The following is a 25,173-nucleotide window of genomic DNA, read 5'->3' on the forward strand; positions in this document are numbered from 1 at the left end:
GTCAGGACTTTCCTTCCGAAGACGTGGCTACGGGGGCGGTGAGGTCTCCCGCCTCGGGGAGCTCCTCGACGTCGACGCCGCGGACCTGCGCCAACTCGTGCTTGAGGGAGGCCAGTTCGGTGCCGCCGGCCATGTGGTTGGTCAGCTCCTCGAGGCTGACCTCGCTGCGGGAGGCGGACAGTTCCATGGTGCCCAGGCGCAGCACGCTGAAGTGGTCGCCGACCATGTAGGCGTGGTGCGGGTTGTGAGTGATGAAGATGACGCCGAGGCCCTTCTCGCGGGCGGCGGCGATGTACTTCAGCACCACACCGGACTGCTTGACGCCGAGGGCTGCGGTCGGCTCGTCCAGGATGAGGACGCGGGCGCCGAAGTAGACGGCGCGGGCGATGGCGACGCACTGGCGCTGGCCGCCGGAGAGCGTGCCGATGGGCTGTTCCATGTCGTCGAGGACGATGCCCATGTTGCGCAGTTCCTCGTCGGCGGTCTTCTTCATCTTCTCGATGTCGAGACGGCGGACGGGCCAGGGGCCCTTGGTCATCTCGGAGCCGAGGAAGAAGTTGCGCCACACCGGCATCAGCGGGACGACGGCGAGGTCCTGGTAGACCGTGGCGATGCCCTTGTCGAGGGCCTCGCGCGGGGTGGAGAAGCGCACCGGTTCGCCGTCGACGAGGAACTCGCCCTCGGTGTGCTGGTGCAGACCCGAGATGATCTTGATGAGGGTGGACTTGCCGGCGCCGTTGTCGCCGAGCACGCAGGTGACCCGGTTGGGGAAGACCTTCAGGTCGACGCCGTGCAGGGCGCGGATGTTGCCGTAGGACTTGCCCGCGCCGCGGAGTTCGACGAGGGCTCGGTCCTCCGCGGGCGGCGTGTCCTTCAGGACGGCCCCGTGGGTGCCGGTTTCGTTGCTGGTCATTGCGGTCACCTCCGGGTCGCCGTGCGCTGGACCCACAGATTGATGAGGACGGCGCCGAGGAGCATCACGCCGAGGAAGGCCTTGAACCAGTCGGGGTTCCAGCCGGCGTAGACGATGCCCTGCTGCACCATGCCGAACATGAAGGCGCCGAAGACCGGGCCGATCGCGGAGCCGTAGCCACCGGTCAGCAGACAGCCGCCGATGACGGCCGCGGCGATGTAGATGAGCTCCTGGCCCACGCCCTCGCCGGACTGCACGGTGTTGAAGGAGAACAGCTGGTGCATGCCGACGAACCAGGCGCCGAAGCCGACCAGCATGAACAGGGAGATCTTGGTGAAGGTCACCGGGACACCGACGGCCCGGGCGGAGTGCTTGTTGCCGCCGACCGCGAAGATCCAGTTGCCGTACTTGGTGCGCAGCAGCACCCACGTGGCCAGGGCCGCGAAGACCAGCCACCAGACGACGGTGATCTTGACGTTGACCCCGCCGACCTCGAACGTCGACGCGAAGATCTTCTGCGCCTGGCTGAAGCCGTCCATGTCGCTGATGTCGTCGGTGGCGACGTTGCCGGTGACCAGCTTGGTCACGGCGAGGTTCACGCCCTGGAGGATCAGGAAGGTGCCCAGGGTGACCAGGAAGCTCGGGAGGCCGGTCTTGACCAGCAGCCAGCCGTTGAACGCCCCGATGGCGAGCGACACGAGCAGGGCGACGATCACGCCGACCCAGACGTTCATCGTCAGCTGGTAGCTGAGCATCGACGCGGTCAGCGCCGAGGTGACCACGGCGACACCGGCCGACAGGTCGAACTCGCCGCCGATCATCAGCAGGGCCACGGGCAGCGCCATGATCCCGATGGTCGACGACTGGTAGAGGATGTTGGCCATCGAGCTGCCGTCGCGTACCGGCGGTGCCGCGAACAGGAAGAACACGAGCACGGCGACGGCGCCGAGGAAGACGCCGACTTCGGGCCGGGCCAGCAGCCGCAGTGCCAGGGGGCGCTGCCGCGTCCGGCCGTCGGACTGCTTGGGGCCGGGGGCCGGCGGTGTGTCCACCGCCGGCGTGGCCTGCTGGGTCATGCTCATCACCGGGTGCCCTTCGCGGCGAACTCCCCGATCCTGTCGACGTTGGACTTGTCGACGAAGGCCGGGCCGGTCAGCACGGGCTGCTCGCCGCCGCCGCTGTAGTTGCCGTTGTTCTTGTAGAGCCACAGGCCGTCGACGGCCAGGTAGCCCTGGAGGTAGGGCTGCTGGTCGACGGCGAACTGGATGGAGTCGTCCTTGATGCCCTTGATGAGGTCCTTGTTGAGGTCGAAGGTGGCGACCTTCGCCTTGCTGCCGGCGTCGCCGACCGACTGCACCGCGGTCAGCGCGAAGGGGGCGCCGAGCGTGACGACGTAGTCGATGGACGGGTCCTGCTTCAGCTTGGCGGTGATCGTCGACTTCACGGAGGGCATGTCGGTGCCGTTGACGTTCTGGGTGTCGAGCTTGCCCTCGAAGGTCTTCTCGACGCCGTCGCAGCGCTGGGTCAGGCCGACGTTGCCCTGCTCCTGGACCACGCAGAGGGCGTGCTTGGCGCCGACCTCGTTGAGCTTCTTGCCGAAGGCCTCGCCGGCCACGGACTCGTCCTGGCCGAAGAACTCCAGCAGGTTGAGCTTCTTCCAGTCGCTCAGGCCGGAGTTGAGTCCGACCACGGGTATGCCGGACTTCTCGGCCTTGCCTATGACGCCCTTGAGGGCGTCCGGCTTGGCGAGGGTGACGGCGATGCCGTCGACCTTCTGGTCGATCGCGTTCTGGACCAGGTTGGCCTGGTTGCCCGCGTTCGGGTCGGCGGAGTAGACGAGCTTGATGTTGTCCTTGGCGGCTGCGGCCTCGGCGCCCTTGCGCACGGTGTCCCAGAAGGTGTCACCGGGCGCCTGGTGCGTGACCAGGGCGACGGTCATGCGCGGCGTGGTCGCCTTGCCGGCGGAGGCGTTCGCAGCGCCTTCCTCGGACTTCTTGCCCCCGGAACTGCTGGAGCAGCCGGCGAGGGTCAGGGCCGCTGCCGCGGCAACGGCGACAACCGGCGCGATTCTGCGGGAGCGGGGGTGAGAAGAGCGGTCCATCTTTCCTGGCACCTCACTGTGCTACTGCGGGGGAAAGGAGGGGATCACGAGGGATCCGTGGTCCCGGAGCCTTACGGAGTCCGGATCATGATGCCGCAAACAGACTGTTGCGATGCCACGGGATACAAGTCCCTGCCGCGCCCGCTGTCAATACTTTGTTAAGACATCATTTCACAAGCAGGTCCGAATGTAAGTACAAACTATTGACAGGGCCGTCCCCCGCCGCCTACACCTGTAGGGCGGCAGGTCCCAGGTCACCCACGCCCCACGGTGTCAGGAGGCCCCCGGACCCGCATCCCCAGCTTCCCGAGGAGGTCGCGCATGGCCGAGCCAGCCCAGTATTTCGACTTGATCACGATGGGCCGCATCGGGGTCGACCTCTATCCCCTCCAGACCGGCGTCCCGCTGCCCCAGGTGGAGACGTTCGGGAAATTTCTGGGAGGTTCGGCGGCCAATGTGGCGGTCGCCGCGGCGCGCCTCGGACGCCGTACGGCCGTGATCACCCGGACCGGCAACGACCCCTTCGGCACCTATCTGCACGAGGAGCTGACGTCCTTCGGCGTCGACGACCGCTGGGTCACCCCGGTCGACGCCTACCCGACGCCGGTCACCTTCTGCGAGATCTTCCCGCCGGACGACTTCCCGCTGTACTTCTACCGCCGCCCCAAGGCTCCCGACCTGGAGATCCACACCGACGAGCTGGACTTCTTCGCGATCCGCGGGGCCCGGATCTTCTGGATCACCGGGACCGGCCTGAGCGAGGAGCCGAGCCGCTCCGCCACGCTCGCCGCCCTCAAGGCCCGCGACAAGGCGGGCATCACCGTCTTCGACCTCGACTGGCGGCCGATGTTCTGGGCCGACCCCGAGGAGGCCCGCCCGTACTACCGCGAGGCCCTGCGCCACGCCACGGTCGCGGTCGGCAACCTCGACGAGTGCGAGATCGCCACCGGCGTGCGCGAGCCGCAGGCCTGCGCGGACGCGCTGCTGGAGGCGGGCGTGGAGCTGGCCGTCGTCAAGCAGGGTCCCAAGGGCGTGCTGGCCGTGCACCGGGACGGCACCCGGGCCGAGGTGCCGCCGGTGCCGGTCGAGGTCGTCAACGGCCTGGGCGCGGGAGACGCCTTCGGCGGCTCGCTCTGCCACGGCCTGCTCGCCGGCTGGGACCTGGAGCGGACCATGCGCCACGCCAACGCCGCCGGCGCCCTCGTCGCCTCACGCCTCGCCTGCTCCTCCGCGATGCCCGCCGAGTCCGAGGTCGAGAACCTCCTCGCCACGGTGTCGTCGCCGAGCACGAGTCACTGAACGGAGCCTGAATTGAACATCGGCATCCCCGACCTCACCACGGTCCGGGCCCGCAATCCCGAGGCCGTCGCCGAGGCGGCGGCCCGCCGGGTGCGCCGCCCGCTGATCGGCGACAGCGGCCGGCTGATGATCGTGGCCGCCGACCACCCGGCGCGCGGCGCCCTCGGGGTCGGCGACCGGCGCCTGGCCATGGCCAACCGCGCCGATCTGCTGGAACGGCTCTGCGTCGCGCTGTCGAGGCCCGGGGTCGACGGGGTGCTCGCCACCGCCGACATCCTGGAGGACCTGCTCCTGCTCGGGGTGCTGGAGAACAAGGTCGTCATGGGCTCGATGAACCGCGGCGGCCTCGCCGGCGCGACGTTCGAGATGGACGACCGTTTCACCGGCCACCGCGCCGAGGACATCGCCCGGCTCCGCTTCGACGCGGGCAAGCTCCTGGTGCGCATCGACTACGACGACCCTGGTTCGCTCACCACCCTGGAGACCACCGCGCGGGCGATCGACGCCATGGCGGCCCGGCAGCTCCCCCTGTTCGTCGAGCCGTTCATCTCCCGGCGGGTCGACGGCAAGGTGCGCAACGACCTGTCCGCCGAGGCCGTCACCCGGTCCATCGCGATCTCCTCGGGGCTGGGCGGCACCTCCGCCTACACCTGGCTGAAGCTGCCCGTCACCGACGACCCGGACGACATGGCCGAGGTCCTGGAGACCTCCACGCTCCCGGTCGTGCTGCTCGGCGGCGAGGTCGGCGGCGACCAGGAGGGCGCGTACGAACGCTGGCGCAAGGCCCTGCGCCTGCCCACCGTGCAGGGCATGGTCGTCGGGCGCTCGCTGCTCTACCCGGCCGGGGGCAGCGTGGAAGAGGCAGTGGACACGGCCGTCGGTCTGTTGTGAGTCGCTCTGTCGGCCTGTTGTGACCCGAAAGGCACACGATGACGTATCACCTCCCCGCGGGTAAGGCCCTCGGTGGCCCCTACATCGTCGACGTCACGCCCGAGAAGGCCGGCTGGGGACACTCCAGCCTGCGGATCCTGGAGCTGCCGCCGGGCGGCACGCACTCCTTCGAGGCCGGCGACAGCGAGTGGATCGTCGTCCCGCTGAGCGGCGGCTGCACGGTCGCCGCGGCGGACGACTTCGGCCAGGACACCTTCGAGCTCCAGGGCCGCAAGGACGTCTTCAGCGGCGTCAGCGACTTCGCGTACGTACCGCGCGACGCCCGGGCGACCGTGACGTCCGCCGCCGGTGGCCGCTTCGCGCTGACCGGCGCGCGCTGCACCCGCCGGCTGCCCGCCCGCTACGGCCCCGCCTCCGAGGTGCCCGTGGAACTGCGGGGCACCGGCAACTGCTCCCGGCAGGTCAACAACTTCGGCGCGGCCGGGGTCTTCGAGTGCGACAAGCTCATCGCGGTCGAGGTGATCACCCCTGGCGGCAACTGGTCGTCGTTCCCGCCGCACAAGCACGACGAGCACCGGCCGGGCGAGGAGTCCGTGCTGGAGGAGATCTACTACTTCGAGTTCGCGGGCCACGACGGCGTCCCCGGCCTCGGCTACCAGCGCGTCTCCCCGTCCGGCCCGGGCCGGGACACCGACGTGCTGGCGGAGGTCCGCGACGGTGACGTCGTCCTGATCCCGGACGGCTGGCACGGGCCGTCGATGGCCACGCCCGGCCACCACATGTACTACCTCAACGTCATGGCGGGCCCGGAGGCCGAGCGCGCCTGGCTGATCTGCGACCACCCCGACCACGCCTGGGTCCGCGACACCTGGCCGGACCAGCCGGTCGATCCCCGACTCCCTCTCTACACCGCCCCGGAGACCTCCGCATGAGCGCCACCACCCGCCGACTGACGACCGCCCAGGCGCTGGTGCGGTTCCTGTCCGTCCAGTACACCGAGCGGGACGGCGTGCGGCGCCGGCTGATCGCCGGGACCTGGGGCATCTTCGGCCACGGCAACGTGGCCGGTGTCGGCCAGGCCCTCCTGGAGGCGGGCGAGCACGTCATGCCGTTCCACCAGGGCCGCAACGAGCAGTCGATGGTGCACGCGGCGGTCGGCTACGCCCGGCAGCTCAACCGCCTGTCCGCGCAGGCGGTGACGACCTCGATCGGCCCGGGCGCCACCAACCTGGTCACCGGTGCCGCCCTGGCGACGATCAACCGGCTGCCGGTGCTGCTCCTGCCCGGCGACTACTTCGCCACGCACTCCGCCGACCCGCTGCTCCAGCAGCTGGAGCACCCGGTCGAGGCCGACGTGTCGGTCAACGACACCCTGCGCCCGGTGTCGAGGTACTTCGACCGGATCACCCGCCCCGAGGCGCTGATCCCGTCGGCGCTCCAGGCGATGCGCGTGCTGGCCGACCCGGCCGAGACCGGCGCCGTCACCCTGGCCCTGCCGCAGGACGTGCAGGCGGAGGCGTACGACTGGCCGGAGGAGTTCTTCGCCGAGCGCGTCTGGTACGTACGGCGTCCCGCGCCGGACCCGGTGGAGCTGACGGCGGCCGTCGAGGCGATCCGGTCGGCCGAGCGGCCCCTGATCGTGGCGGGCGGCGGCGTCCACCACAGCGAGGCCGAGGCGGCGCTGAAGGCGTTCGTGGAGGCCACCGGCATCCCGGTCGCCTCCACCCAGGCCGGCAAGGGTGCCCTGCGGTACGACCACCCCGCCGACCTCGGCGGCATCGGCCACACCGGCACGGCGGTCAGCGACGACCTCGCCCGCACCGCCGACCTCGTCATCGGCGTCGGCACCCGCTACACGGACTTCACCACGGCCTCCGGCACGCTCTTCCAGAACCCGGACGTGCGGTTCCTCAACCTCAACATCACCGGCTTCGACGCGCACAAGCTGGCCGCGCACACGCTGGTGTGCGATGCGAGGTCCGGTCTCGAAAGGCTGCTGGAGGAGCTCTCCGGCCACCGGGTGAGCGAGGCGTACGAGGCCGAGTACCGCGCCGGCAAGGAGCGCTGGGACGAGGTCGTCGAGGCCGCCTACCGCGCCGACGACGAAAGCGCGGTCCCCACCCAGACGCAGGTGCTCGGCGCGCTGGACGCGGCCGTGGGCGACGACGACGTGGTGATCAACGCGGCCGGCTCGCTCCCCGGCGACCTGCACAAGCTGTGGCGCTCCCGCAGCCCGCGCCAGTATCACCTGGAGTACGGCTACTCCTGCATGGGCTACGAGATCCCGGCCGGCATCGGCGTCCAGCAGGCCGCCCCGGGTACGCCGGTGTGGGCACTGGTCGGCGACGGCACCTACCTGATGATGCCGACGGAGATCGTCACGGCCGTCCAGGAGGGCCTGCCGCTCAACATCGTCCTCCTCCAGAACCACGGCTACGCCTCCATCGGCGGCCTGTCGGAGGAGACCGGCGGCGAGCGGTTCGGCACCGCCTACCGGTTCCGGGCCGCCGACGGCACCTTCACCGGCGCCCCGCTGCCCGTCGACCTGGCCGCCAACGCGGCCAGCCTCGGCATGGAGGTCCTGCGCGCCAAGACGGTGCGCGAGCTGCGCGAGGCGCTGGCCGCGGCCCGTGCCTCCGACCGGCCGACGTGCGTGTACGTCGAGACCGACCCGGCCCCGACCGCTCCCCCGGCCGAGGCCTGGTGGGACGTGCCGGTCGCCGAGACAGCCTCCCGCGAGGCCGCCGTCGAGGCCCGCGAGCGCTACGACCGCCAGGTCGCCGGACGCCGTCGCCACCTCTGAACACCCGCGAAGTCCCCGCGAACTCCCCGTGAAATCAGGCTCCACGAAAGGCCCTTGCACCCCATGAAGACCATCAGCCACTGGATCGACGGCAAGCCCGTCGAAGGCACCTCAGGCCGCTTCGGCCCCGTCTACAACCCGGCCACCGGCGCCCAGGAGAAGCAGGTCGCGTTCGCGGCCGTCGACGAGGTGGACGCCGCCGTCGCCTCCGCCAAGGCCGCCTTCGAGTCCTGGGGGGAGTCCTCGCTCGCCAAGCGCACGGCGGTGCTGTTCAAGTACCGGGAGCTGCTGGACGCCCACCGCGACGAGATCGCCGAACTGATCACCGCCGAGCACGGCAAGGTGCACTCCGACGCGCTCGGCGAGGTCGCGCGCGGCATGGAGATCGTCGAACTCGCGTGCGGAATCAGCGTCCAGCTCAAGGGCGAGCTGTCCACGCAGGTCTCCACCCGCGTCGACGTCGCCTCGATCCGCCAGCCGCTGGGCGTGGTCGCGGGCATCACGCCGTTCAACTTCCCGGCGATGGTGCCGATGTGGATGTTCCCGCTGGCCATCGCGTGCGGCAACACGTTCGTGCTGAAGCCGTCGGAGAAGGACCCCTCGGCCTCCTTCCGCCTGGCCGAGCTGGCCTCCGAAGCAGGGCTGCCGGACGGCGTCCTGAACGTCGTGCAGGGCGACAAGACGGCCGTGGACCGCATCCTGGAGCACCCGGACATCGAGGCGGTCTCCTTCGTCGGCTCGACCCCGATCGCCAAGTACATCCAGCTCAAGGCCGTCGAGCACGGCAAGCGGGTGCAGGCCCTGGGCGGCGCCAAGAACCACATGCTGGTCCTGCCCGACGCCGACCTGGACCACGCCGCCGACCAGGCGATCAACGCGGCCTACGGCTCGGCGGGCGAGCGCTGCATGGCCGTGTCGGTCGTGGTCGCGGTGGGCGACAGCGGTGACGATCTGGTCGGCAAGATCGCGGAGCGGGCGAAGAACCTGAAGATCGGTCCCGGCAACGACCCGGCGTCCGAGATGGGCCCGCTGATCACCCGCGAGCACCGCGACAAGGTGGCGTCGTACGTGGCGAGCGCGGCCGAGCAGGGCGCCGAGGTCGTCGTCGACGGCACGGGCTTCTCGGTCGACGGCCACGAGGACGGCTTCTTCCTCGGCGTCTCCCTGCTGGACCGGGTGCCGCTGACGGCGGACGCGTACCGCGACGAGATCTTCGGCCCGGTGCTGTGCGTGGTCCGCGCGGAGACGTACGAAGAGGCCATCAAGCTGATCAACGACTCCCGCTGGGGCAACGGCACCGCGATCTTCACCCGGGACGGCGGCGCGGCCCGCCGCTTCCAGCTGGAGGTCAAGGCGGGCATGGTCGGCGTCAACGTGCCGATCCCGGTCCCGGTCGGCTACCACTCCTTCGGCGGCTGGAAGGACTCGCTCTTCGGCGACCTGCACATCTACGGCAACGACGGCATCGCCTTCTACACCCAGGGCAAGGTCATCACGACGCGCTGGCCGGACCCGGCGGACGCCGGCGGCATCAACCTCGGTTTCCCGAGCAACTCCTGACCCACGGAAGGGGGTTCGTCCATGGCGAAGACCGGTGACCGGGCACGTACCGCGGCCGCGCCTGCGCTCAGCTCGCTGGATTTCGCCCTGGACCGGGCCAGTCCCGTGCCGCTGTACTACCAGCTCGCGCAGCAGCTGGAGGCGGCGATCGAGCACGGGGTCCTCGCCCCGGGGAACCTCCTGGGCAACGAGGTCGACCTCTCGGTGCGCCTCGGCCTGTCCCGTCCCACCGTCCGCCAGGCCATCCAGTCCCTCGTCGACAAGGGGCTGCTGGTCCGGCGGCGCGGGGTGGGCACGCAGGTGGTGCACAGCCAGGTCAAGCGCCCGCTGGAGCTGAGCAGCCTCTACGACGACCTGGAGGAGGCCGGGCAGGGGCCCACCACGCAGGTCGTCCGCCACGAGGTCGTCCCGGCCTCCTGCGACGTGGCCGCCGCCCTCGGCGTCGCGGAGGGCAGCGAGGTCACCGTCCTGGACCGGCTGCGCTGCACCCACGGCCAGCCGGTCGCCCTGCTGTGCAACTACCTGCCGGCGTCTCTCCTGGACCTCGACGACGCCCGCCTGGAGTCGACGGGCCTGTACCGGATGATGCGCTCGGCCGGCATCACCCTGCACAGCGCCCGGCAGCGCGTCAGCGCCCGCGCGGCCACCGCGGAGGAGGGCGCCCGTCTGGACGAGGAGGAGGGCGCGGCGCTGCTCACCATGCAGCGCACGGCGTACGACGACACCGGGCGCCCGGTCGAGTACGGGACGCACATCTACCGGGCGTCGCGCTACACCTTCGACTTCCAGTTGCTGGTCAGGCCTTGACCGGACCCCGAATTCGGGTGCAAAGTCGTACATATACACCGTAAACATACGGTTGCCGACCCGACCGACCCGACGCGGGAGTCACTGGCATGGCCCGCAGGAACCAGTCGCCGACCGCTCGAGGGCCCGGATCCTTCTGGGCACCCTCGACCGTCCTCGTCACGGGCGGCGCCGGTTTCATCGGCAGCCACACCTGCGTGGAACTGCTCGACCACGGCTACGAGGTGATCGTGGTCGACAACTACTCCAACAGCACTCCGCAGGTCTTCGCCCGGGTGGAACGGATCGCCGGCCGCTTCGTCGGCGCCGTCTACGAACTGGACATCCGTGATCGGCACGCCCTCTCGGCCGTCTTCGACCGACACTCCGTGGACGCCGTCGTGCACTTTGCCGCGCACAAGGCGGGGGGTGCGTCGACACGGATGCCCGTCGCGTACTACGACACCAACGTCGGCGGCACCACCGCCCTGCTGCGGACCATGCAGGAGCACGGCGTGCGCCGGCTGGTCTACCCGTCCTCCTGCTGGGTCTACGGCGACGCCGGGCGCGGCCCGCTCGACGAGACCACGCCCGCCCGGCCCGGCACGCCGTACGCGGCCTCGAAGTGGATCTGCGAACAGATCCTCGCCGACATCTGCCGCCGCGATCCGGGCTACACCGTGCTGTGCCTGCGCTATCCCGTGCCGGCCGGGGCCCATCCCAGCGGTCTGCTCGGCGAGGACCCGCGCCACACGCCCGAGAACCTGCTGCCGTACCTCGCGCAGGTGGCCGTCGGCCGGCGCGAGCGGCTCCCCGTGTTCGGCGACGACTACCCGACCCCCGACGGGACCGGGGTCCGGGACTACCTGCACGTCATGGACGCCGTCGAGGCGCACCGCGTGGCACTCGACCACCTGGGCGGCGCACCGGGCATGCACGTGTACAACCTGGGAGGGGGCTCGGGCAGTTCGGTCCTCGACGTGGTCGACGCGTTCTCCAGGGCGTGCGGCAGACCCTTGCCGTACGACATCGCGCCCCGCCGCCCCGGGGACGTCGCCGAGCTGGTCGCCGACACCACGGCGGTGACACGGGCCTGGGGCTGGCACCCCACGAGGGACCTGTCCGACGTGTGCCGGGACGCCTGGCGCTTCCAGCGGCTCAACCCGGACGGATACGTGGAGTCCGCGCGGCGCCCGGAGACGAAGGGCTAGGCGCAGTGTTCCGGGTTGGCGACGGTGGCTGTAGCCGTGACAGGCCGAACGCCGTCTCCACCAGCGCGATGTGGCTGAACGCCTTGGGCGCGTTGCCCAGTTGACGGCCGGTGTCCGGGTCCCACTGCTCGGCCAGCAGACCGACGTCGTTGCGGATGGCGAGGACCCGTTCGAAGGCCTCGCGGGCCTCCTGTCGACGCCCTGTCGCGGCGAGGGCGTCGGCGTACCAGAGGGAGCAGGAGACGAACGTGCCCTCGGCGCCGTCGATGCCGTCCGCCTGCCCGGACCCGGCGCCGCCCGGAGCGTACCGGCGTACGAAGCCTCCATGCCCGAGCCGGCCCAGGGCCCGCACGGTGCCGCGCACCCGCTCGTCGCGGGCGGGCAGGAAACCGACCCGGGGTATGAGCAGGGCCGAGGCGTCCAGCCGGGGCTCGCCGTAGGACTGCACGAAGGACCGCTGGGCGGCGTCCCAGCCCTCCCTGCAGACCTGCCGGTGCACCTCCTCGCGCATGGCCCGCCACTCGCCGGCGGAACCGTTGCGCCCGAGCAGTTCACCCATGCGCACGGCGCGGTCGGCGGCCACCCATGTCATGACCTTGGAGTGCGTGAACTGCCGCCGCGGTCCGCCCGTCTGCCACAGCCCCTGGTCCGGTTCGCGCCAGTGCCGGAGCAGGAATCCCATGAGCGCCTCGACCAGGTCCCACACATGGGCCGGCATGGGAATGCCGGCACGCAGCGACAGCCACAGCGTGTCCATGACCTCGCCGTACACGTCCAGTTGGAAGGTGTCCACCGCCGAGGTGCCGAACCGCACGGGCCGGGAGCCCTCGTAACCGGGCAGCCAGGGCGCCTCGGTCTCGGGCAGCAGTCGCTGGCCCTTGACGCCGTAGACGGACTGGAGGTCGGCGGGGTCGCCGGCGAGGGCACGCACCAGCCAGTCCAGCCAGGCGGTGGCCTCGTCCCGGTATCCGCTGCGCAGCAGGCAGGACAGGGCGCTGGTGGAGTCCCGCAGCCAGCAGTACCGATAGTCCCAGTTGCGCTCGCCCCCGAGGCGTCCGGGCAGCGAGGTGGTGGGGGCGGCGACGATGCCGCCCGTGGGGGCGTAGGTGAGCGCTTTGAGGGTGATGAGGGAGCGCAACACGGCCTCGCGCCACGGCCCCTGGTAGCGGCATTGCGCTGCCCAGCGGCGCCAGAAGTCGACGGTCTCCTTCAGGGCGGTCTCCGCCGGGACGGACAGGGGCACGGGCGGCGCGGGCCGGCTGGACGGGGTCCATGCCAGGGTCAGGGCCAGGCGGCGCCCCGCCATGATGGTGAAGTCCCAGACAGTGGCGTCCGGGTCGCCCAGGTCCCGCACGTGGCCGTCGCCGCCGAGCCAGACGGCGTCCGGCCCGGCGACCGCGACGGAGCAGCGGCCGACCTCCCGCACCCACGGCACGACGCGGCCCTGGTGGAACCGGAGCCGCAGTTCGCTGCGCATGTCGACCGTGCCGGACAGTCCCTCGACGAGGCGGACGATGCACGGCACTCCGGTACGGGGACGCATCAGATCCGTGACCCGCACCGTGCCGGTCGGGGTCTCCCACACGGAGTCCAGGACCAGCGTGTCGGTCCGGTAGGAGCGGCGCGTGCAGGGACCGCCGGACACCGGGGCGACGCGCCAGCGTCCGTTCTCCTCGGTGCCCAGCAGGGCCGCCAGACAGGCCGGGGAGTCGAAGCGGGGCAGGCAGAGCCAGTCGACCGACCCGTCGCGGCCGACCATGGCGGCCGTCTCCAGATCGCTGATGAGGGCGTAATCCTCAATGGGTGCGTTCATGATCCGGATTACGCCGTCGTGCACTTCGCCGCTTTCCACCCTACGCCGGACACAGTGCTGCGCCCAGGACTCCTGACCACGAGAAACGCCCCTCTCTTGACCTCGGTGGCCAAAGGGCGCCGACGGTGTCCTCAAGGCGTAAATTTGTCCTGTTCACGAGCATTTGTTGCTCTCAACAGGGCTGCGGCCGGTCGACGGCCCGAGCCGACCGCTTCGTGAGAGGCCAGTCGATGAAGAAGGAGCAAGGGCCCGCCCCGTCCCGGCGCGCCAGCGACCGCGGCCGGTACGGCCGGCTGAGCCGGGAGCGGGTACTGGTCAGTGCTCTGGCACTGGTCGACCGCGAGGGCCTCTCTGCCCTGAGCATGCGCCGCCTGGGTGCCGAGCTCGGTGTGGAGGCCATGGCGCTCTACCGGTACGCGGCGAGCAAGGACGCCCTCCTCGACGGGCTGGTCGAGGCCCTGTACCTGGAGCTGGAGGAGAAGCTGGCCACTGTGGCGGACGAGGTCGCCGACTGGCGGGCCGGACTCCACCGCGTCGCGCGGGCGACCTACGACGTGTGTCTCGCGCACCCGCAGGCGGTGCCCCTGCTGGCCACGCGGCTGCTGGCGGTCCCGCTGGCCCGGCGGCCCGCCGCGGTGCTGCGGGATCACGAGCGGGTGCTCGCGCTGCTGCGGCAGGCCGGGTTCGACGAGGCCACCACCTGCGCCGTGTTCCGGGCCTTCACCGCGTGGCTGCTCGGCTATGTGTCCGTGGAGCTGCGCCCCGTGGTGGACAACCCGGACGAGACCGATCCCGCCTTCCGGCTCGGCCTGCACCGCCTGTCCGCCAGGGAGCTGCCGACGCTGCGGGAGACGGCGGCGGCGCTCGCGGAGCGGGGCGGCCCCGAGGGGCTCGCGGCCGGGCTCGACGCCCTGCTCGACGGCTTCACGAGCGGCTCCCCTTCCGCAGCATCCGGCTGAACGGCGTGTCCGGGCGATCCAGGCGCTCGCCGTCCAGGGTGATGTCCACGGCCTCGTTGAAGAAGGCGACGCGCCCCTGGATCGCCGCCACGGCGGGCAGCGGGTCGGGGTAGCTCCAGAGGATGTTGGGCGGCACATCGCCCCCGCCGCGCCAGGACCAGTACTCGGCGGTGCCCTTGTAAGGGCATCCGGTGCTGTGGTCCGTGGCGTCGAACAGGTCCAGGCTGACGTCCTCGCGGGGGAAGTAGTAGCGGGTCGGCAGGGAGGTCTCGAAGAGCAGGACGGGGGCATGGGTGTCCGCGACCACCTGCCCGTCGATCTCGACCCGGACATGGCGGCTGCTCGGCAGCGCGTCGACGCGTTTGTGCGGGTCACGGGGGTGGATGAAGATCTCTTCCTCTTCCTCGTACCAGTGGTCGAGGCCCGTGTCGGTGCGCCGGAACCACTCGAAGGCGATGTGGCCGGCCAGGTCGTCGGCGGGGAACGTCCAGGCCGCGTTCGCGCGCACCTCGCCGTCGGCGTCGAGGTCGTAGAAGATCCGGGTACCGGTGTGCTTGCCGGCGGGCGGGGTCTGCGCCGGGCGGAGGAGGTCGGTGCGGACGTCGTCGTGCGGGAAGGCGTACTGCGGCACGGGCAGGTGGGGTTCCCAGACGAGGACCGGGTGCCGGCTGTCGACGACGGTGATGTCGCCCTTGCGGCCGCGCACCCAGCGCTCGCTGGGCTCCCACATGAGTCCTTCGGGGGTGGTCCTGATCGACCGGGCGGCGGGGTGGGCCGGGTGGGTGGTCATGGCCGGTGCTCCTTCCGGAGGTCCGGATGTCCGGTTCCCTCCACGGTCCCACGAGTTCAGTGCGCCGCGTCCAGCCTGGCCCGCTGCTCGGCGGTCAGTTCCAGGTCCACCGCGGCGAGGTTCTCCTCCAGCTGGGCCACCGAGGAGACCCCGGCCAGCGGCACGATCGGCAGCTCTCCGCCGATCTGCCAGGCCAGCACCACCTGGTTGACGGTCGCCCCGGTTTCCTGGGCCACGTCCCGCAGCACCGCCAGCCGGGCCGGGGTGCCCGGGTGGTCGAAGTCCGCGGGCAGCCGGTCCGGGCGGGTGTAGGCGCCCTTCAGCAGGGGCGAGTAGGCGACCAGGGTCAGGCCGGGCTCGGCCCTCAGGTAGCCGAGCAGGTCGGGTCCGGCGTGGCCGAGGCTGCCGTCCGGGAAGAGGGCCTCGGGTACGTCGGTGCGGGGGCGCAGGTGACTGTGTGCGTACTGGAGCACCTCGTAGCCGGGCAGTCCGGCCGCGGCGGCGAGGGCGCGGGCCCGCTCGACCCGCCAGGTCGCGTGGTTGCTGACGCCGAGCAGTCCTGCGGTGCCCTCGGCGACCAGTCCGGCGAACCCCTCGACGGTCTCCTGGAGGGGGACCCTGTGGTCCTCGATGTGGGCGTACAGCAGGTCCAGCTTCGCCACGCCGAGCCGCTCGCGGCTGCGCTCGGCGGACTCCCGGATCACCTTCGCCGACAGGCCTTCGGGGTTGTCGACGTAGCTGGTGCCGGGAGCCAGGGGGCGGGCGCCGAGCTTGGTCGCGATGACGATCTCGTCTCCGATGCCGCGGCTGCGCCGCCAGCGGCCGAGGAGCTCCTCGCTCTGGCCGCCCTGGCCGCCGTCGGCCCAGAAGGCGTAGTTGTCGGACGTGTCGATGAAGTTCCCGCCGGCTTCGACGTAGCGGTCGAGGACGGCGAAGGACGTCTTCTCGTCCGTCACCGAGCCGAACAGCATCGCACCGAGCGCGAGCACGCTCACCTCGCGGCGGGTGCGCGGGTCCGTGCCGATCGTGCGGTAGCGCATGGCTGTTGCTCCCTCCCTTGCCGCCCCGGCTCTCGGGGCACGAAGGGGAGTCTTCAGCTTGGAGCGCACTTGAGGTCAAGGGCGTGCGGCGGGGCAAGAAGGCCAGACAACGAAAAAAGGTCCCGCAGGCATCGGCCTGCGGGACCTTTCGCACCGTCGGGACGACAGGATTTGAACCTGCGACCCCTTGACCCCCAGTCAAGTGCGCTACCAAGCTGCGCCACGTCCCGGTGCGCGCATCACGGTGAACCGCGTGATCGCGCGAACAGCACTTTACCCCACACCCCGGGCCGCGCCGAAAGTCGGCCCCCGGCGCGGGACAATCGCCGTATGGGCAGCACAGACAGCAGGGGAAGCTCGGAGAACACAGGAAGCACGGGAACCGCGGGAACCCCGGGGCATCCGGGAAACACGAGGAGCACGTCCGCGGGCGGGCCGGGCGACGCCCGGGACCGCGACAGCGAGGGGCGGGCGCGCAACGCCCGGCCGCGGGACGGCCTCGGCCGGCCCCTGCCGTACGACGCGCCGGGCGTGCCACGGCAGCCCGAGGGCGTCGTCCGCACCCCGGGGGAGACCGTCGCCGAGGCGCAGCGACTGCTGGACGAGGGGAAACCGTTCCACGCGCACGAGGTCTTCGAGGACGCCTGGAAGTCGGGCCCCGACAGGGAACGGGAGCTGTGGCGCGGCCTCGCCCAGCTCGCGGTCGGCCTGACACACACCGCCCGCGGCAACCTCACGGGCGGGGCGCGCCTGCTGCGGCGCGGCGCGGGCGCGGCCGAGGAGTGGGCATCCGCCTCCGGGGTGGCGACGCCGCACGGGATCGACATCCGCAGCGTCGCCGCCTGGGCACGGGAGCTGGCCGAGGAGGTGGAACGGGAGGGCCGCCCGGTCGACGCGGGGGCTCGGGCGCCCCGGTTGCGGGGTGCGGAGGCGGGGCGCTGACGGGGCAGGCGGAGTAGGAGCAGCTCCCGTAGGGCGGCAGAGGCAGACCGGTGCGAGGCGTGGGCTTGAGTGGGGCGTGCCGGGCGTTGTCAGTGCGGTGCGGGAGACTCGTCGGTGTGCGGAAGATTCATGTCATCGGTATCGGCGCGGGCGACCCCGAGCAGCTCACCCTCCAGGCGGTCAGGGCGCTGCGGAGCACGGACGTGTTCTTCGTCCTGGACAAGGGTGAGGTGAAGGCCGACCTCACCCGGCTGCGGCGGGACATGCTCGACGCGCACATACCGGACGGGACGTCGTACCGGGTCGTCGAGGCCCGTGACCCGGAGCGGGACCGGGCCGCCGGTGGCGCGGGCTACTCCACCGCCGTCGGGGACTGGCGCAGCGCCCGCGCCGGGATCTACGAGCGGCTGATCGGCGAGGAGCTCGGCGCGGAGGAGACCGGCGCGTTCCTGGTGTGGGGCGACCCCGCGCTGTACGACAGCACGCTGGGGATCCTGGAGGAGGTGCTGGAGCGGGGCGCGGTGGAGTTCGAGTACGACGTCGTGCCGGGCATATCCAGCGTCTCGGCGCTCGCCGCGCGGCATCGGACGGGGCTCAACCGGGTCGCCCGGCCCGTGCAGATCACCACCGGCCGGCGGCTCGCGGAGGGCTTCCCGGAGGGCGTGGACGACGTGGTCGTGATGCTCGACGCGCACCAGGCCTTCCGGCGGTACGCGGACGACGACATCGAGATCTACTGGGGCGCCTACATCGGCACGCCGGACGAGATCCTCGTCTCCGGCCCGATCGCCGAGGCCGCGCCCCGGATCGAGCGGCTGCGCGCCGAGGCTCGTGAGCGCAAGGGCTGGATCATGGACACGTATCTGCTGCGTCGGCACCCCCGCGCCTGACACGACTGGGGCGCGCATCACCGGGCACCCGTGCGGACGTTCTGGCATGCGCACGTAGCCCACAGGTGTGAAGGTGACGTCGTGACCGTCGTGGAGGAAACCGCACTGCCCGCCTCCCAGCCCCCGGTGCTGGACACCCGTCGACGCAACGTCGTCTTCGTGACGATCATGCTGGGGATGCTGCTCGCGGCCCTCGACCAGACCATCGTCGGCACCGCTCTGCCGACGATCGTCTCGGACCTGGGCGGGGCGGACCACATGTCGTGGGTGGTCACCTCGTACCTGCTCGCGGAGACCGTCGCGACCGTGCTGGTCGGCAAGTTCGGCGATCTGTTCGGCCGCAAGGTGGTCTTCCAGGTCTCGGCGATCGTGTTCGTCACGGGATCGTTCCTGTGCGGTCTGGCCACCAACATGTCGCTGCTGATCGCCTGGCGGGCGATGCAGGGCATCGGCGCGGGTGGGCTGATGGTCACGTCGATGGCGCTGATCGCGGATGTGATCCCGCTGCGCGAGCGCGGCAAGTACCAGGGCGCGATCGGTGCGGTGTTCGGTGTGTCCACCGTCATCGGGCCGCTGCTCGGCGGGCTGTTCACCGACCATCTGACGTGGCGGTGGGCGTTCTACGTCAACGTGCCCATCGCGGTCGTCGTCGTCCTGGCGGCGGCCCGGACCATTCCGGTGGTGAAGTCGGTCTCCCGGCCGGTCATCGACTACCTCGGCATCGCGCTCGTCGCGGTCGGCGCCAGCGCCCTGATCCTGGCGACGAGTTGGGGCGGCAACGAGTACGCGTGGGGCTCGGGCGTGATCATCGCCCTGTTCGTCGGCGGGGTGATCGCACTCGGCCTGTTCTGCTGGGTGGAGACCCGGGCGCGGGAACCGATGCTGCCGATGCGGCTGTTCGCCAATCCGGTGTTCACCGTCTGCTCGGTACTGAGCTTCATCGTCGGCTTCGCGATGCTCGGCGCGCTGACGTATCTGCCGACGTATCTCCAGTACGTCGACGGTGACTCGGCCACGGTCTCCGGCGTGCGGACGCTGCCGATGGTGGCGGGGCTGCTCATCGCGTCGGTCTTCAGCGGCAGCGTCGTCAGCCGGACCGGGCGGTACAGGATCTTCCCGATCGTCGGCGCGCTGGTGATGGGCGCCGGTCTGTTCCTGATGTCCCTCATGGGGCCGGACACCGGCGCAGGGCTGGAGTCGCTGTACATGTTCGTCATGGGCACCGGCATCGGTCTGTGCATGCAGGTGCTGACGATCGCGGTGCAGAACACCGTCGACTACGCCGACCTGGGCACGGCGACCTCCGGGGTGACCTTCTTCCGTACGCTGGGCAGTTCGTTCGGCACGGCCGTCTTCGGGACGATCTACACCAACGCGCTGGCGCCCAACCTCCGCGAGGGCGTGGCGCAGGCGGCGCGGACCGGTGGCGTGGAGCCGGACATGGTCGCCAGGGCGGCGACCAGCCCTGACGGCGTGCACGAGCTGCCGCCGGCCACGGCCGGCCCGATCATCGACGCCTACGCCGACACCCTCCAGACCGTGTTCCTGTGGACGGTGCCGGTCGCCGCACTGGGCTTTCTCGTCGCCCTGTTCCTCAAGCAGGTCCGGCTGCGCGACACCGCGCGGACGGGGTCGACCGACATGGGCGAGGGTTTCGCCTCCCCGCACGGCGCGGACTCGCAGCGGGTGCTGGAGGCCGCCGTAGGCAAGATCATCGGCAGCACGGACCTGGACACCACACGGCGGATCGTCCGGGAGTCCGACACCCGGCTCGACGTGGCGGGTGCCTGGGCGGTGATGCAGGTCGAGCTGTTCACGCGCTTGGTCGGTCATGCCAGTCTCGGGCTGATCGCCGCGCGGCGCCGGATGCCGCCCGAGGTGCTGCTGCCGGTCTTCGAGCGGATGGTCGACGAGGGGTTCCTGACCCGCGACGGCTCCCTCCTCTCCCACACGGAGGCCGGCGCCCGCGAGGCCGCGGTCATCAGCAGGGCCTGGGCCTCCTGGCTGGAGGACCGGCTGGGGCAGGACATCGACCGCCCCTCGGACGGCGACCTGCGGATCGCGGTCGACGCGATCGCGAAACGGCTGCTGGTGGAGGACCTGAGCCACGGACTGCCGGGCGGGCCGGCGAAGGTCTTGGCGACCAGTACGGCGTGACCATCACGGCGGGACGGGCGGCTGCCGCCCCGCCCCGCCCCGGCTACCGACCGGCGGACACGGCTCACCGTGGTTATCGTCCAGGCATGGAGTCCGTGCGTGCCGTGCTCGTCGACATCGACGGGGTGCTGACCGTCTCGTGGCGTCCCCTGCCGGGGGCCGTGGAGGCGTTGAGAGAGATCCGGGACGCCGGGTTCGCCGTGCTGCTGGTCACCAACACGACGTCCCGGACGCGGGCCTCGATCGCCGGGACGCTCGCGGAGGCGGGGTTCCCGGTGTCCGCCGAGGACATCCTGACCGCGCCCGCCGCCACCGCCGCCCACCTCGCCGAGCACTGGCCGGGCGCCCGGTGCGCCCTGCTGAACAGCGGTGACATCACGGAGGACCTCGACGGTGTGACCGTCGTCGACGCGGCGGACTCCTCCACCGTGCCGGATGCCGCGCCGGATGTCGTGCTGATCGGCGGGGCCGGTCCGGAGTTCGGCTACGCGGCGCTGGACCGGGCCTTCGGGCATCTCCAGCGCGGGGCCCGGCTGGTGGCGATGCACCGCAACCTGTACTGGCGTACGGCCGAAGGGCTGCGGCTGGACTCGGGGGCGTTCCTGGCCGGGCTGGAGCAGGCCGCCCGGGTGGAGGCCGAGATCACCGGCAAACCGGCCCGGGCGTTCTTCGAGGCGGCGCTCGCCCGGCTGGGCGCCGGTGCGGGCGAGGCCCTGATGGTCGGGGACGACGTCGAGTCCGACGTGCTCGCGGCGCAGCGGGCCGGGATCACCGGGGTCCTCGTCCGGACCGGCAAGTTCCAGCCGGAGGACCTCCGGGCCGCCGACGGCACGCCCGACCACGTGATCGACTCCTTCGCGGACCTTCCCGGGCTCCTGCGGGGTTCAGCACGGCGGTAGGTGCGCGTCAGCGCAGCAATAGCTGCAGTCCGCCCGCGATGGTCGCCGCGATGACCAGCTGCTCGAACAGCCGCTGGTTGATCTTGTTGACCGCCCACTTGCCGAAGACCGCGCCGGGTACGACGAACACCACGAGCGCCAGGTCGAGGAGCAGGGAACGGCCGTCGATCAGACCGAGACCGGCGCTGAAGGGCAGTTTGGAGACGTTGACGATCAGGAAGAAGAAGGCCGACGTGCCGAGGAAGCCGAGCTTGCGGAAGCCCGCGGACAGCAGGTACATCGACATCACCGGGCCGCCCGCGTTGGCGACCATGGTGGTGAAGCCGCCGAGGACGCCGTAGGAGCGGGCCTTCACCCGGCCCGCCCGGCTGGTGACCGACTCCGGCTCCGGCTCCTGTTCCGCGTCGGTTGTACGCCTGCGCCAGACCGTCACTCCGGCCATCAGCAGCAGGATCGCGCCGATCGAGGTGCGTACGATCCCGTCGCCCGCCCACATCAGGAACACCGTGCCGACGACGACGCCCGCGGCGACCGCCGGGAACAGCCGCCACAGTGTGGGCCAGTGGGCGTGCCGCCGGTAGGTCGCGACGGCGAGCAGGTCACCGGCGATCAGAACCGGCAGCAGCACGCCGGTGGAGGCACGGGCGGGCAGCACCGCGGCGAAGATGGCGAGGCTGACCGTGTTGGCCCCGCTCACGGCGGTCTTCGAGAAACCGACGAGCAGGGCCGCGAAGGCGAGCGCGGCGAACTCCCAGCCGGTGATGTGCCAGAGCGTCATCGTGTTCATGCGAGCACTGATGCTATGTGCAACGAACCGGGACTCGCAGGGCCGTCTCGCAGGTCGGGCACCATCCGGTCGGGCATAATCAGGCGCCGTGGCCGCCCCTCCTGATCCCGCCGTGCTGTACCCCGATGTCGCCGCCCGCGGCAGCCTCGCCACAGCGCTCCGGGCCGAAGCGGGGGGGCTGCCTGGGCGCCGTCCCCGTCACCTCTCCGGATTCCGCTCCGCTGCTCCACGCGACGGTGGCCGGCACCCTCCCCTACCGCGAGCCGCTGCAGGTCAGCGCGTGGACGCACGAACGGCGGTGGTCGGTCCGGGGCGCGGACCGGTTCCAGGGCCTGCCGCTCGTCGACGGCAGGACGGACGACCTGGCGGAGGTGGCCAGGGCGGCCCGGGCGTGGCACGACGGCGCGGCCCTGGAAGACATCCGTCGGGCGGCGCCTTTCGTGCACCTGAGCGGCCGGTTCGAGGTGCCGGACAACGATCCCGCGCGCCTGACGGAATCCGAGTGGCGGGGCATGCTCCAGGAGGCGAGCGAACTGGAGTACGCCTGGCAGGAGGCGTACCAGGCCCTGATCGAGGCGGCGTACGCCGAGCCGGCGCTGCGCGCGCTGTACCCGTTCACGAGTCACTGGGCGCTGCGCTTCTCGACCACCACCCGGCCGGGCCTGACCTTCATGGGGCCGTGCCTGACCGCGGGCAGCGACGGCACGTACGGAGTGGGCCGGGGCTTCGTCACTCCGGACCTCGGCCTGTTCACCACGGCGCGGGAGGCCGTGGCGCTGGCCGTGCGCCGGCTGCCGGCCGGCCTCGGCCCGGTCGCGCTCGGCGGCTGACCCCGCCCGGGCTGCTACGCCCGCTCGACCAGCACCGCACTCCCCTGCCCCACCCCGACACACATCGTCGCCAGGCCCCGCCCCGACCCGGTGCGGCGCATCCGGTGGAGCAGCGTGGTCAGGATGCGGGCGCCCGAGCAGCCCAGCGGGTGACCGAGGGCGATGGCCCCGCCGCTCGGGTTGACCAGGTCGGGGTCGATACCGAGCTGGTCGACGCAGGCCAGGGCCTGGGCGGCGAAGGCCTCGTTGAACTCGGCCTCCTCCAGGTCGCCGATGCTCCAGCCGGCTCGGGTCAGTACCTTGCGGGTGGCGGGGACCGGGCCGATGCCCATGACGTCGGGGTGGACGCCCGCGGAGGCTCCGGCGACGTAGCGCCCCAGGGACTCCAGGCCCAGCTCGTGCAGGGCGTCCTCGCTGACCAGGAGGAGGCCTGCGGCGCCGTCGTTCATCGGGGAGGCGTTGCCCGCGGTGACCGTACCGCCGTCCCGGAAGACCGGCTTCAGCCGGGACAGCTTCTCGTACGAGGTGTCCTCGCGGACGCACTCGTCGGTGTCGACGACGACCCCGTCGGGGCGCTCCACGGGCAGGAGTTCGTCGTCGAAGTGGCCGTTCTTGCGGGCGAGGGCGGCGCGCTGGTGGCTGCGCAGGGCGAAGTCGTCCTGGCGTTCGCGCGGGATGCCGTAGCGCGCGGCGACCTCCTCCGCCGTCTCGCCCATGGAGAGCAGGCCGTGCAGATCCCGCATCGCGGGGTTGACCAGGCGCCAGCCGAGGCGGGTGTCGGCGGTCTCGATGCGGTGCGGCAGGGCCTCGTCGGGGCGGGGCAGGACGAAGGGGGCGCGGCTCATCGACTCGGAGCCGCCCGCGATCACGATGTCGGCCTCGCCGGCGGCGATGGTGCGGGCCGCCGTGGTCACGGCCTCCAGGCCGGACGCGCAGAGGCGGTTGACGGTGGCGCCGGGCACGGACTCGGGGAGACCGGCGAGCAGCGCGGCCATGCGGGCGACGTTGCGGTTGTCCTCGCCGGCCTGGTTGGCGGCGCCCCAGTAGACGTCGTCGATCCGGGCCGGGTCGAGTGCCGGCGCGTCGGCGACCAGGGCGCGGACGACGGTCGCGGCGAGGTCGTCGGGCCGTACCGAGGAGAGGGAACCCCGCAGCTTGCCGATGGGGGTGCGGCGGGCGGCCGCGAAGTGGACGGGACGCACGAGAGGACTCCTCACACCGCTTAATTAGCACTGCTAGTTTCGGACTATAGACCCTTGGCCCGCCGCCTGTGAAGATTCCGGGGCAGAAGTGCCCCCCGAGGGCGTTATCGCAGGCCGGAACAACCGGCCTGTGTGCTTCCGCATCGGGGTTTGCCCCAGGGGGGCCGGGGCACCCGCGCGTTCATGGAGTGGTTGCGGAGCGCCGCCTGTGTGGACGAGGACCCCGAGTTGTTCTTCCCCGTGGGCACGACAGGCCCGGCCCTGCGGGACGTCGACGCCGCGAAGCGGATCTGTGCGCGCTGCCCGGTGACCGACCAGTGCCTGAGCTTCGCGCTGAGCAGCGGCCAGGCCGCGGGCGTGTGGGGCGGGACCTGCGAGGAGGAGCGCGACGCACTGCTCCGGACCACGAGGAACGACGCGAGGAGGAGAAGCGCCCTATGACGGCTGTGCGGAGCACACTGCCCGACGAGGCCCGCCGGGTCTCGTGCGAGGCACTCCAGGACACTCTGGTGGATCTGCTCGGACTCTCGCTGATCGGGAAGCAGGCGCACTGGAACATCGTCGGACCGCGGTTCCGGTCGATCCACCTCCAGCTCGATGAAGTGGTCTCGGCCGCGCGGAGCTTCGCCGACACGGTGGCGGAGCGGTCCGCTGCGCTCGGCGTCCCGCCGGACGGCCGGCCCGAGACCATCGCCAAGGCCTTCACGCTGCCCGCCCCCAAGGAGGGCTGGGTGCGCGACTCGGACGCCGTGCAGGTCATGGTGGAGTCCCTCCAGGACGCCATCGGCCGGCTGCGCGAGCGCATCGACGCGACCGAGAAGGCCGACCTGGTCACTCAGGACCTGCTAATCAGCATCACCGCCGAGCTGGAGAAGCAGCGGTGGATGTTCGACGCCGAGAACGTCCCCCGCGAGGGCTGACCGGCACGCACGTACTTACGGAAAGGGGCATGTGATGACCGACGCCCTTGAACTCGACGCGCTGTGGGAGGACTTCCACCGCGTGGTGAACATGACCTCCCAGGAGCTCGCAGCCTGGTTGCGGATGCGGGACGCCGACGAGGACGCGGAGCCGCTGCCCGAGCAGGCCGGGACCGAGACCGGACAGCACGTCCTGGCGATCCTGCAGAAGCGGCGCACCGACCTGACCGAGGACGATCTGCGCGTGATGCGGAACGTCGTGGACAGGGTCACCTCGCAGGTGGACCTGGAGAACGAGCCGATGCCCGAGGTGACGGCCGAGGACACGCGCCGCCGGCGCCGGCTGATGACGGTCGGCCACGATCCCCTCAAGGGGTAGG

General features: G+C 71.4%; 24 protein-coding genes and 1 tRNA gene. 16 read left to right on the forward strand and 9 right to left on the reverse strand.

Annotated features, from left to right (window positions below; all coding sequences use genetic code 11):
* Position 1 precedes the first annotated feature (1 nt).
* Genes MQE23_RS06755 through MQE23_RS06765 form a run of 3 tightly spaced genes read right to left on the reverse strand, consistent with a single transcriptional unit; the run spans position 2 to position 3,014 of the window.
* The gene (locus tag MQE23_RS06755; protein ID WP_020271623.1) at positions 2–913 is read right to left on the reverse strand and encodes an ATP-binding cassette domain-containing protein; all 912 of its coding nucleotides are present in this window, start codon (positions 911–913) and stop codon (positions 2–4) included.
* 5 nt (positions 914–918) lie between these two features.
* Positions 919–1,995 (reverse strand): ABC transporter permease, encoded by a 1,077-nt coding sequence (locus MQE23_RS06760; RefSeq protein WP_037668199.1) that lies wholly within the window; start codon positions 1,993–1,995, stop codon positions 919–921.
* Entirely contained in the window at positions 1,995–3,014 is a 1,020-nt protein-coding gene (locus MQE23_RS06765) for a sugar ABC transporter substrate-binding protein (protein ID WP_020271625.1), read from the reverse strand. Before MQE23_RS06765 ends, MQE23_RS06760 begins: the two co-directional genes overlap by 1 nt.
* A gap of 321 nt (positions 3,015–3,335) precedes the next feature.
* Between MQE23_RS06765 and iolC the strand changes: the two genes are divergently transcribed.
* The 7 genes from iolC (at position 3,336) to galE (ending at position 11,564) form a co-directional block, all read left to right on the forward strand.
* Complete coding sequence (gene iolC, locus MQE23_RS06770; protein ID WP_020270718.1) at positions 3,336–4,313, forward strand: 5-dehydro-2-deoxygluconokinase; 978 nt, start codon at positions 3,336–3,338, stop codon at positions 4,311–4,313.
* A gap of 12 nt (positions 4,314–4,325) precedes the next feature.
* Positions 4,326–5,204, forward strand: a complete 879-nt coding sequence (locus MQE23_RS06775) for a hypothetical protein (RefSeq protein WP_020270717.1) — start codon at positions 4,326–4,328, stop codon at positions 5,202–5,204.
* 38 nt (positions 5,205–5,242) lie between these two features.
* Positions 5,243–6,136 (forward strand): 5-deoxy-glucuronate isomerase, encoded by an 894-nt coding sequence (iolB, locus tag MQE23_RS06780; protein ID WP_243378555.1) that lies wholly within the window; start codon positions 5,243–5,245, stop codon positions 6,134–6,136.
* Complete coding sequence (gene iolD, locus MQE23_RS06785; RefSeq protein WP_243378556.1) at positions 6,133–8,007, forward strand: 3D-(3,5/4)-trihydroxycyclohexane-1,2-dione acylhydrolase (decyclizing); 1,875 nt, start codon at positions 6,133–6,135, stop codon at positions 8,005–8,007. The genes iolB and iolD overlap by 4 nt, the downstream gene beginning before the upstream one ends.
* A 63-nt stretch (positions 8,008–8,070) precedes the next feature.
* Positions 8,071–9,567 (forward strand): CoA-acylating methylmalonate-semialdehyde dehydrogenase, encoded by a 1,497-nt coding sequence (locus tag MQE23_RS06790; protein WP_243378557.1) that lies wholly within the window; start codon positions 8,071–8,073, stop codon positions 9,565–9,567.
* 21 nt (positions 9,568–9,588) lie between these two features.
* The gene (locus tag MQE23_RS06795) at positions 9,589–10,374 is read left to right on the forward strand and encodes a GntR family transcriptional regulator (RefSeq protein WP_020270713.1); all 786 of its coding nucleotides are present in this window, start codon (positions 9,589–9,591) and stop codon (positions 10,372–10,374) included.
* An 89-nt stretch (positions 10,375–10,463) separates the two neighbouring features.
* Complete coding sequence (gene galE / locus MQE23_RS06800; RefSeq protein WP_243378558.1) at positions 10,464–11,564, forward strand: UDP-glucose 4-epimerase GalE; 1,101 nt, start codon at positions 10,464–10,466, stop codon at positions 11,562–11,564.
* Here the strand turns inward: galE and MQE23_RS06805 are convergent.
* Positions 11,512–13,377, reverse strand: coding sequence for a glycoside hydrolase family 15 protein (locus MQE23_RS06805; protein WP_243378559.1), 1,866 nt, complete (start codon positions 13,375–13,377; stop codon positions 11,512–11,514). The genes galE and MQE23_RS06805 overlap by 53 nt on opposite strands.
* Before the next feature lie 230 nt (positions 13,378–13,607).
* Here MQE23_RS06805 and MQE23_RS06810 point away from each other — a divergent pair, with 230 nt between their 5' ends.
* Entirely contained in the window at positions 13,608–14,336 is a 729-nt protein-coding gene (locus MQE23_RS06810; protein WP_020270710.1) for a TetR/AcrR family transcriptional regulator C-terminal domain-containing protein, read from the forward strand.
* Here the strand turns inward: MQE23_RS06810 and MQE23_RS06815 are convergent.
* The 3 genes from MQE23_RS06815 to MQE23_RS06825 form a co-directional block, all read right to left on the reverse strand.
* Entirely contained in the window at positions 14,302–15,126 is an 825-nt protein-coding gene (locus MQE23_RS06815) for a DUF427 domain-containing protein (protein WP_020270709.1), read from the reverse strand. The two genes, MQE23_RS06810 and MQE23_RS06815, sit on opposite strands and share 35 nt — an antisense overlap.
* 56 nt (positions 15,127–15,182) lie before the next feature.
* A complete protein-coding gene (locus MQE23_RS06820; protein ID WP_020270708.1) occupies positions 15,183–16,166 on the reverse strand; it encodes an aldo/keto reductase in 984 nt (327 codons plus the stop codon).
* A gap of 156 nt (positions 16,167–16,322) precedes the next feature.
* Positions 16,323–16,396 (reverse strand) — tRNA-Pro (locus tag MQE23_RS06825).
* A 100-nt stretch (positions 16,397–16,496) separates the two neighbouring features.
* Between MQE23_RS06825 and MQE23_RS06830 the strand changes: the two genes are divergently transcribed.
* The 4 genes from MQE23_RS06830 to MQE23_RS06845 all read left to right on the forward strand — a co-directional run bounded on the left by MQE23_RS06830 (position 16,497) and on the right by MQE23_RS06845 (position 21,054).
* Complete coding sequence (locus MQE23_RS06830) at positions 16,497–17,108, forward strand: DUF309 domain-containing protein (protein WP_243378560.1); 612 nt, start codon at positions 16,497–16,499, stop codon at positions 17,106–17,108.
* Between the two features lie 116 nt (positions 17,109–17,224).
* Positions 17,225–17,998, forward strand: a complete 774-nt coding sequence (gene cobF, locus MQE23_RS06835) for a precorrin-6A synthase (deacetylating) (protein ID WP_243378561.1) — start codon at positions 17,225–17,227, stop codon at positions 17,996–17,998.
* An 81-nt stretch (positions 17,999–18,079) separates the two neighbouring features.
* Positions 18,080–20,155, forward strand: coding sequence for an MDR family MFS transporter (locus tag MQE23_RS06840; RefSeq protein ID WP_020269812.1), 2,076 nt, complete (start codon positions 18,080–18,082; stop codon positions 20,153–20,155).
* A gap of 86 nt (positions 20,156–20,241) precedes the next feature.
* Positions 20,242–21,054, forward strand: coding sequence for an HAD-IIA family hydrolase (locus MQE23_RS06845; RefSeq protein WP_243378562.1), 813 nt, complete (start codon positions 20,242–20,244; stop codon positions 21,052–21,054).
* 7 nt (positions 21,055–21,061) lie between these two features.
* Here MQE23_RS06845 and MQE23_RS06850 read toward each other — a convergent pair whose 3' ends face one another.
* A complete protein-coding gene (locus MQE23_RS06850) occupies positions 21,062–21,841 on the reverse strand; it encodes a sulfite exporter TauE/SafE family protein (RefSeq protein WP_243378563.1) in 780 nt (259 codons plus the stop codon).
* A 236-nt stretch (positions 21,842–22,077) separates the two neighbouring features.
* Here MQE23_RS06850 and MQE23_RS06855 point away from each other — a divergent pair, with 236 nt between their 5' ends.
* Positions 22,078–22,671: a DUF6193 family natural product biosynthesis protein gene (locus tag MQE23_RS06855; protein WP_243378564.1), complete on the forward strand. Its 594-nt coding sequence runs from the start codon at positions 22,078–22,080 to the stop codon at positions 22,669–22,671.
* Positions 22,672–22,685: 14 nt separating this feature from the next.
* On the opposite strand, the gene MQE23_RS06860 is transcribed toward MQE23_RS06855, so the two are convergent.
* The gene (locus MQE23_RS06860; protein WP_020269816.1) at positions 22,686–23,873 is read right to left on the reverse strand and encodes a thiolase family protein; all 1,188 of its coding nucleotides are present in this window, start codon (positions 23,871–23,873) and stop codon (positions 22,686–22,688) included.
* Between the two features lie 183 nt (positions 23,874–24,056).
* Here MQE23_RS06860 and MQE23_RS06865 point away from each other — a divergent pair, with 183 nt between their 5' ends.
* From MQE23_RS06865 to MQE23_RS06875, 3 genes are read left to right on the forward strand one after another with little or no spacing between them, the layout of a single operon-like run.
* Complete coding sequence (locus MQE23_RS06865; protein ID WP_020269817.1) at positions 24,057–24,314, forward strand: WhiB family transcriptional regulator; 258 nt, start codon at positions 24,057–24,059, stop codon at positions 24,312–24,314.
* On the forward strand, positions 24,311–24,793 hold the full coding sequence (locus MQE23_RS06870) for a DNA starvation/stationary phase protection protein (protein WP_037666874.1): 483 nt from the start codon (positions 24,311–24,313) through the stop codon (positions 24,791–24,793). The genes MQE23_RS06865 and MQE23_RS06870 overlap by 4 nt, the downstream gene beginning before the upstream one ends.
* A gap of 34 nt (positions 24,794–24,827) precedes the next feature.
* Positions 24,828–25,172, forward strand: a complete 345-nt coding sequence (locus MQE23_RS06875; RefSeq protein WP_037666875.1) for a DUF3140 domain-containing protein — start codon at positions 24,828–24,830, stop codon at positions 25,170–25,172.
* Position 25,173 lies beyond the last annotated feature (1 nt).

Source organism: Streptomyces sp. HP-A2021 (assembly GCF_022807935.1).
GTDB classification, from domain to species: Bacteria; Actinomycetota; Actinomycetes; order Streptomycetales; family Streptomycetaceae; genus Streptomyces; species Streptomyces afghaniensis.

Bases quoted from the DNA above. Each gene is read 5' to 3' on its own strand.
- iolC (WP_020270718.1), top strand. From the start codon at position 3,336: ATGGCCGAGCCAGCCCAGTATTTCGACTTGATCACGATGGGCCGCATC.
- MQE23_RS06845 (WP_243378562.1), top strand. From the start codon at position 20,242: ATGGAGTCCGTGCGTGCCGTGCTCGTCGACATCGACGGGGTGCTGACC.
- MQE23_RS06805 (WP_243378559.1), bottom strand. From the start codon at position 13,377: ATGAACGCACCCATTGAGGATTACGCCCTCATCAGCGATCTGGAGACG.
- MQE23_RS06875 (WP_037666875.1), top strand. From the start codon at position 24,828: ATGACCGACGCCCTTGAACTCGACGCGCTGTGGGAGGACTTCCACCGC.
- MQE23_RS06830 (WP_243378560.1), top strand. From the start codon at position 16,497: ATGGGCAGCACAGACAGCAGGGGAAGCTCGGAGAACACAGGAAGCACG.
- MQE23_RS06865 (WP_020269817.1), top strand. From the start codon at position 24,057: ATGGAGTGGTTGCGGAGCGCCGCCTGTGTGGACGAGGACCCCGAGTTG.
- MQE23_RS06795 (WP_020270713.1), top strand. From the start codon at position 9,589: ATGGCGAAGACCGGTGACCGGGCACGTACCGCGGCCGCGCCTGCGCTC.
- MQE23_RS06810 (WP_020270710.1), top strand. From the start codon at position 13,608: ATGAAGAAGGAGCAAGGGCCCGCCCCGTCCCGGCGCGCCAGCGACCGC.
- galE (WP_243378558.1), top strand. From the start codon at position 10,464: ATGGCCCGCAGGAACCAGTCGCCGACCGCTCGAGGGCCCGGATCCTTC.
- iolB (WP_243378555.1), top strand. From the start codon at position 5,243: ATGACGTATCACCTCCCCGCGGGTAAGGCCCTCGGTGGCCCCTACATC.
- MQE23_RS06765 (WP_020271625.1), bottom strand. From the start codon at position 3,014: ATGGACCGCTCTTCTCACCCCCGCTCCCGCAGAATCGCGCCGGTTGTC.
- MQE23_RS06815 (WP_020270709.1), bottom strand. From the start codon at position 15,126: ATGACCACCCACCCGGCCCACCCCGCCGCCCGGTCGATCAGGACCACC.
- MQE23_RS06760 (WP_037668199.1), bottom strand. From the start codon at position 1,995: ATGAGCATGACCCAGCAGGCCACGCCGGCGGTGGACACACCGCCGGCC.
- MQE23_RS06850 (WP_243378563.1), bottom strand. From the start codon at position 21,841: ATGAACACGATGACGCTCTGGCACATCACCGGCTGGGAGTTCGCCGCG.
- MQE23_RS06790 (WP_243378557.1), top strand. From the start codon at position 8,071: ATGAAGACCATCAGCCACTGGATCGACGGCAAGCCCGTCGAAGGCACC.
- MQE23_RS06870 (WP_037666874.1), top strand. From the start codon at position 24,311: ATGACGGCTGTGCGGAGCACACTGCCCGACGAGGCCCGCCGGGTCTCG.
- MQE23_RS06820 (WP_020270708.1), bottom strand. From the start codon at position 16,166: ATGCGCTACCGCACGATCGGCACGGACCCGCGCACCCGCCGCGAGGTG.
- MQE23_RS06755 (WP_020271623.1), bottom strand. From the start codon at position 913: ATGACCAGCAACGAAACCGGCACCCACGGGGCCGTCCTGAAGGACACG.
- iolD (WP_243378556.1), top strand. From the start codon at position 6,133: ATGAGCGCCACCACCCGCCGACTGACGACCGCCCAGGCGCTGGTGCGG.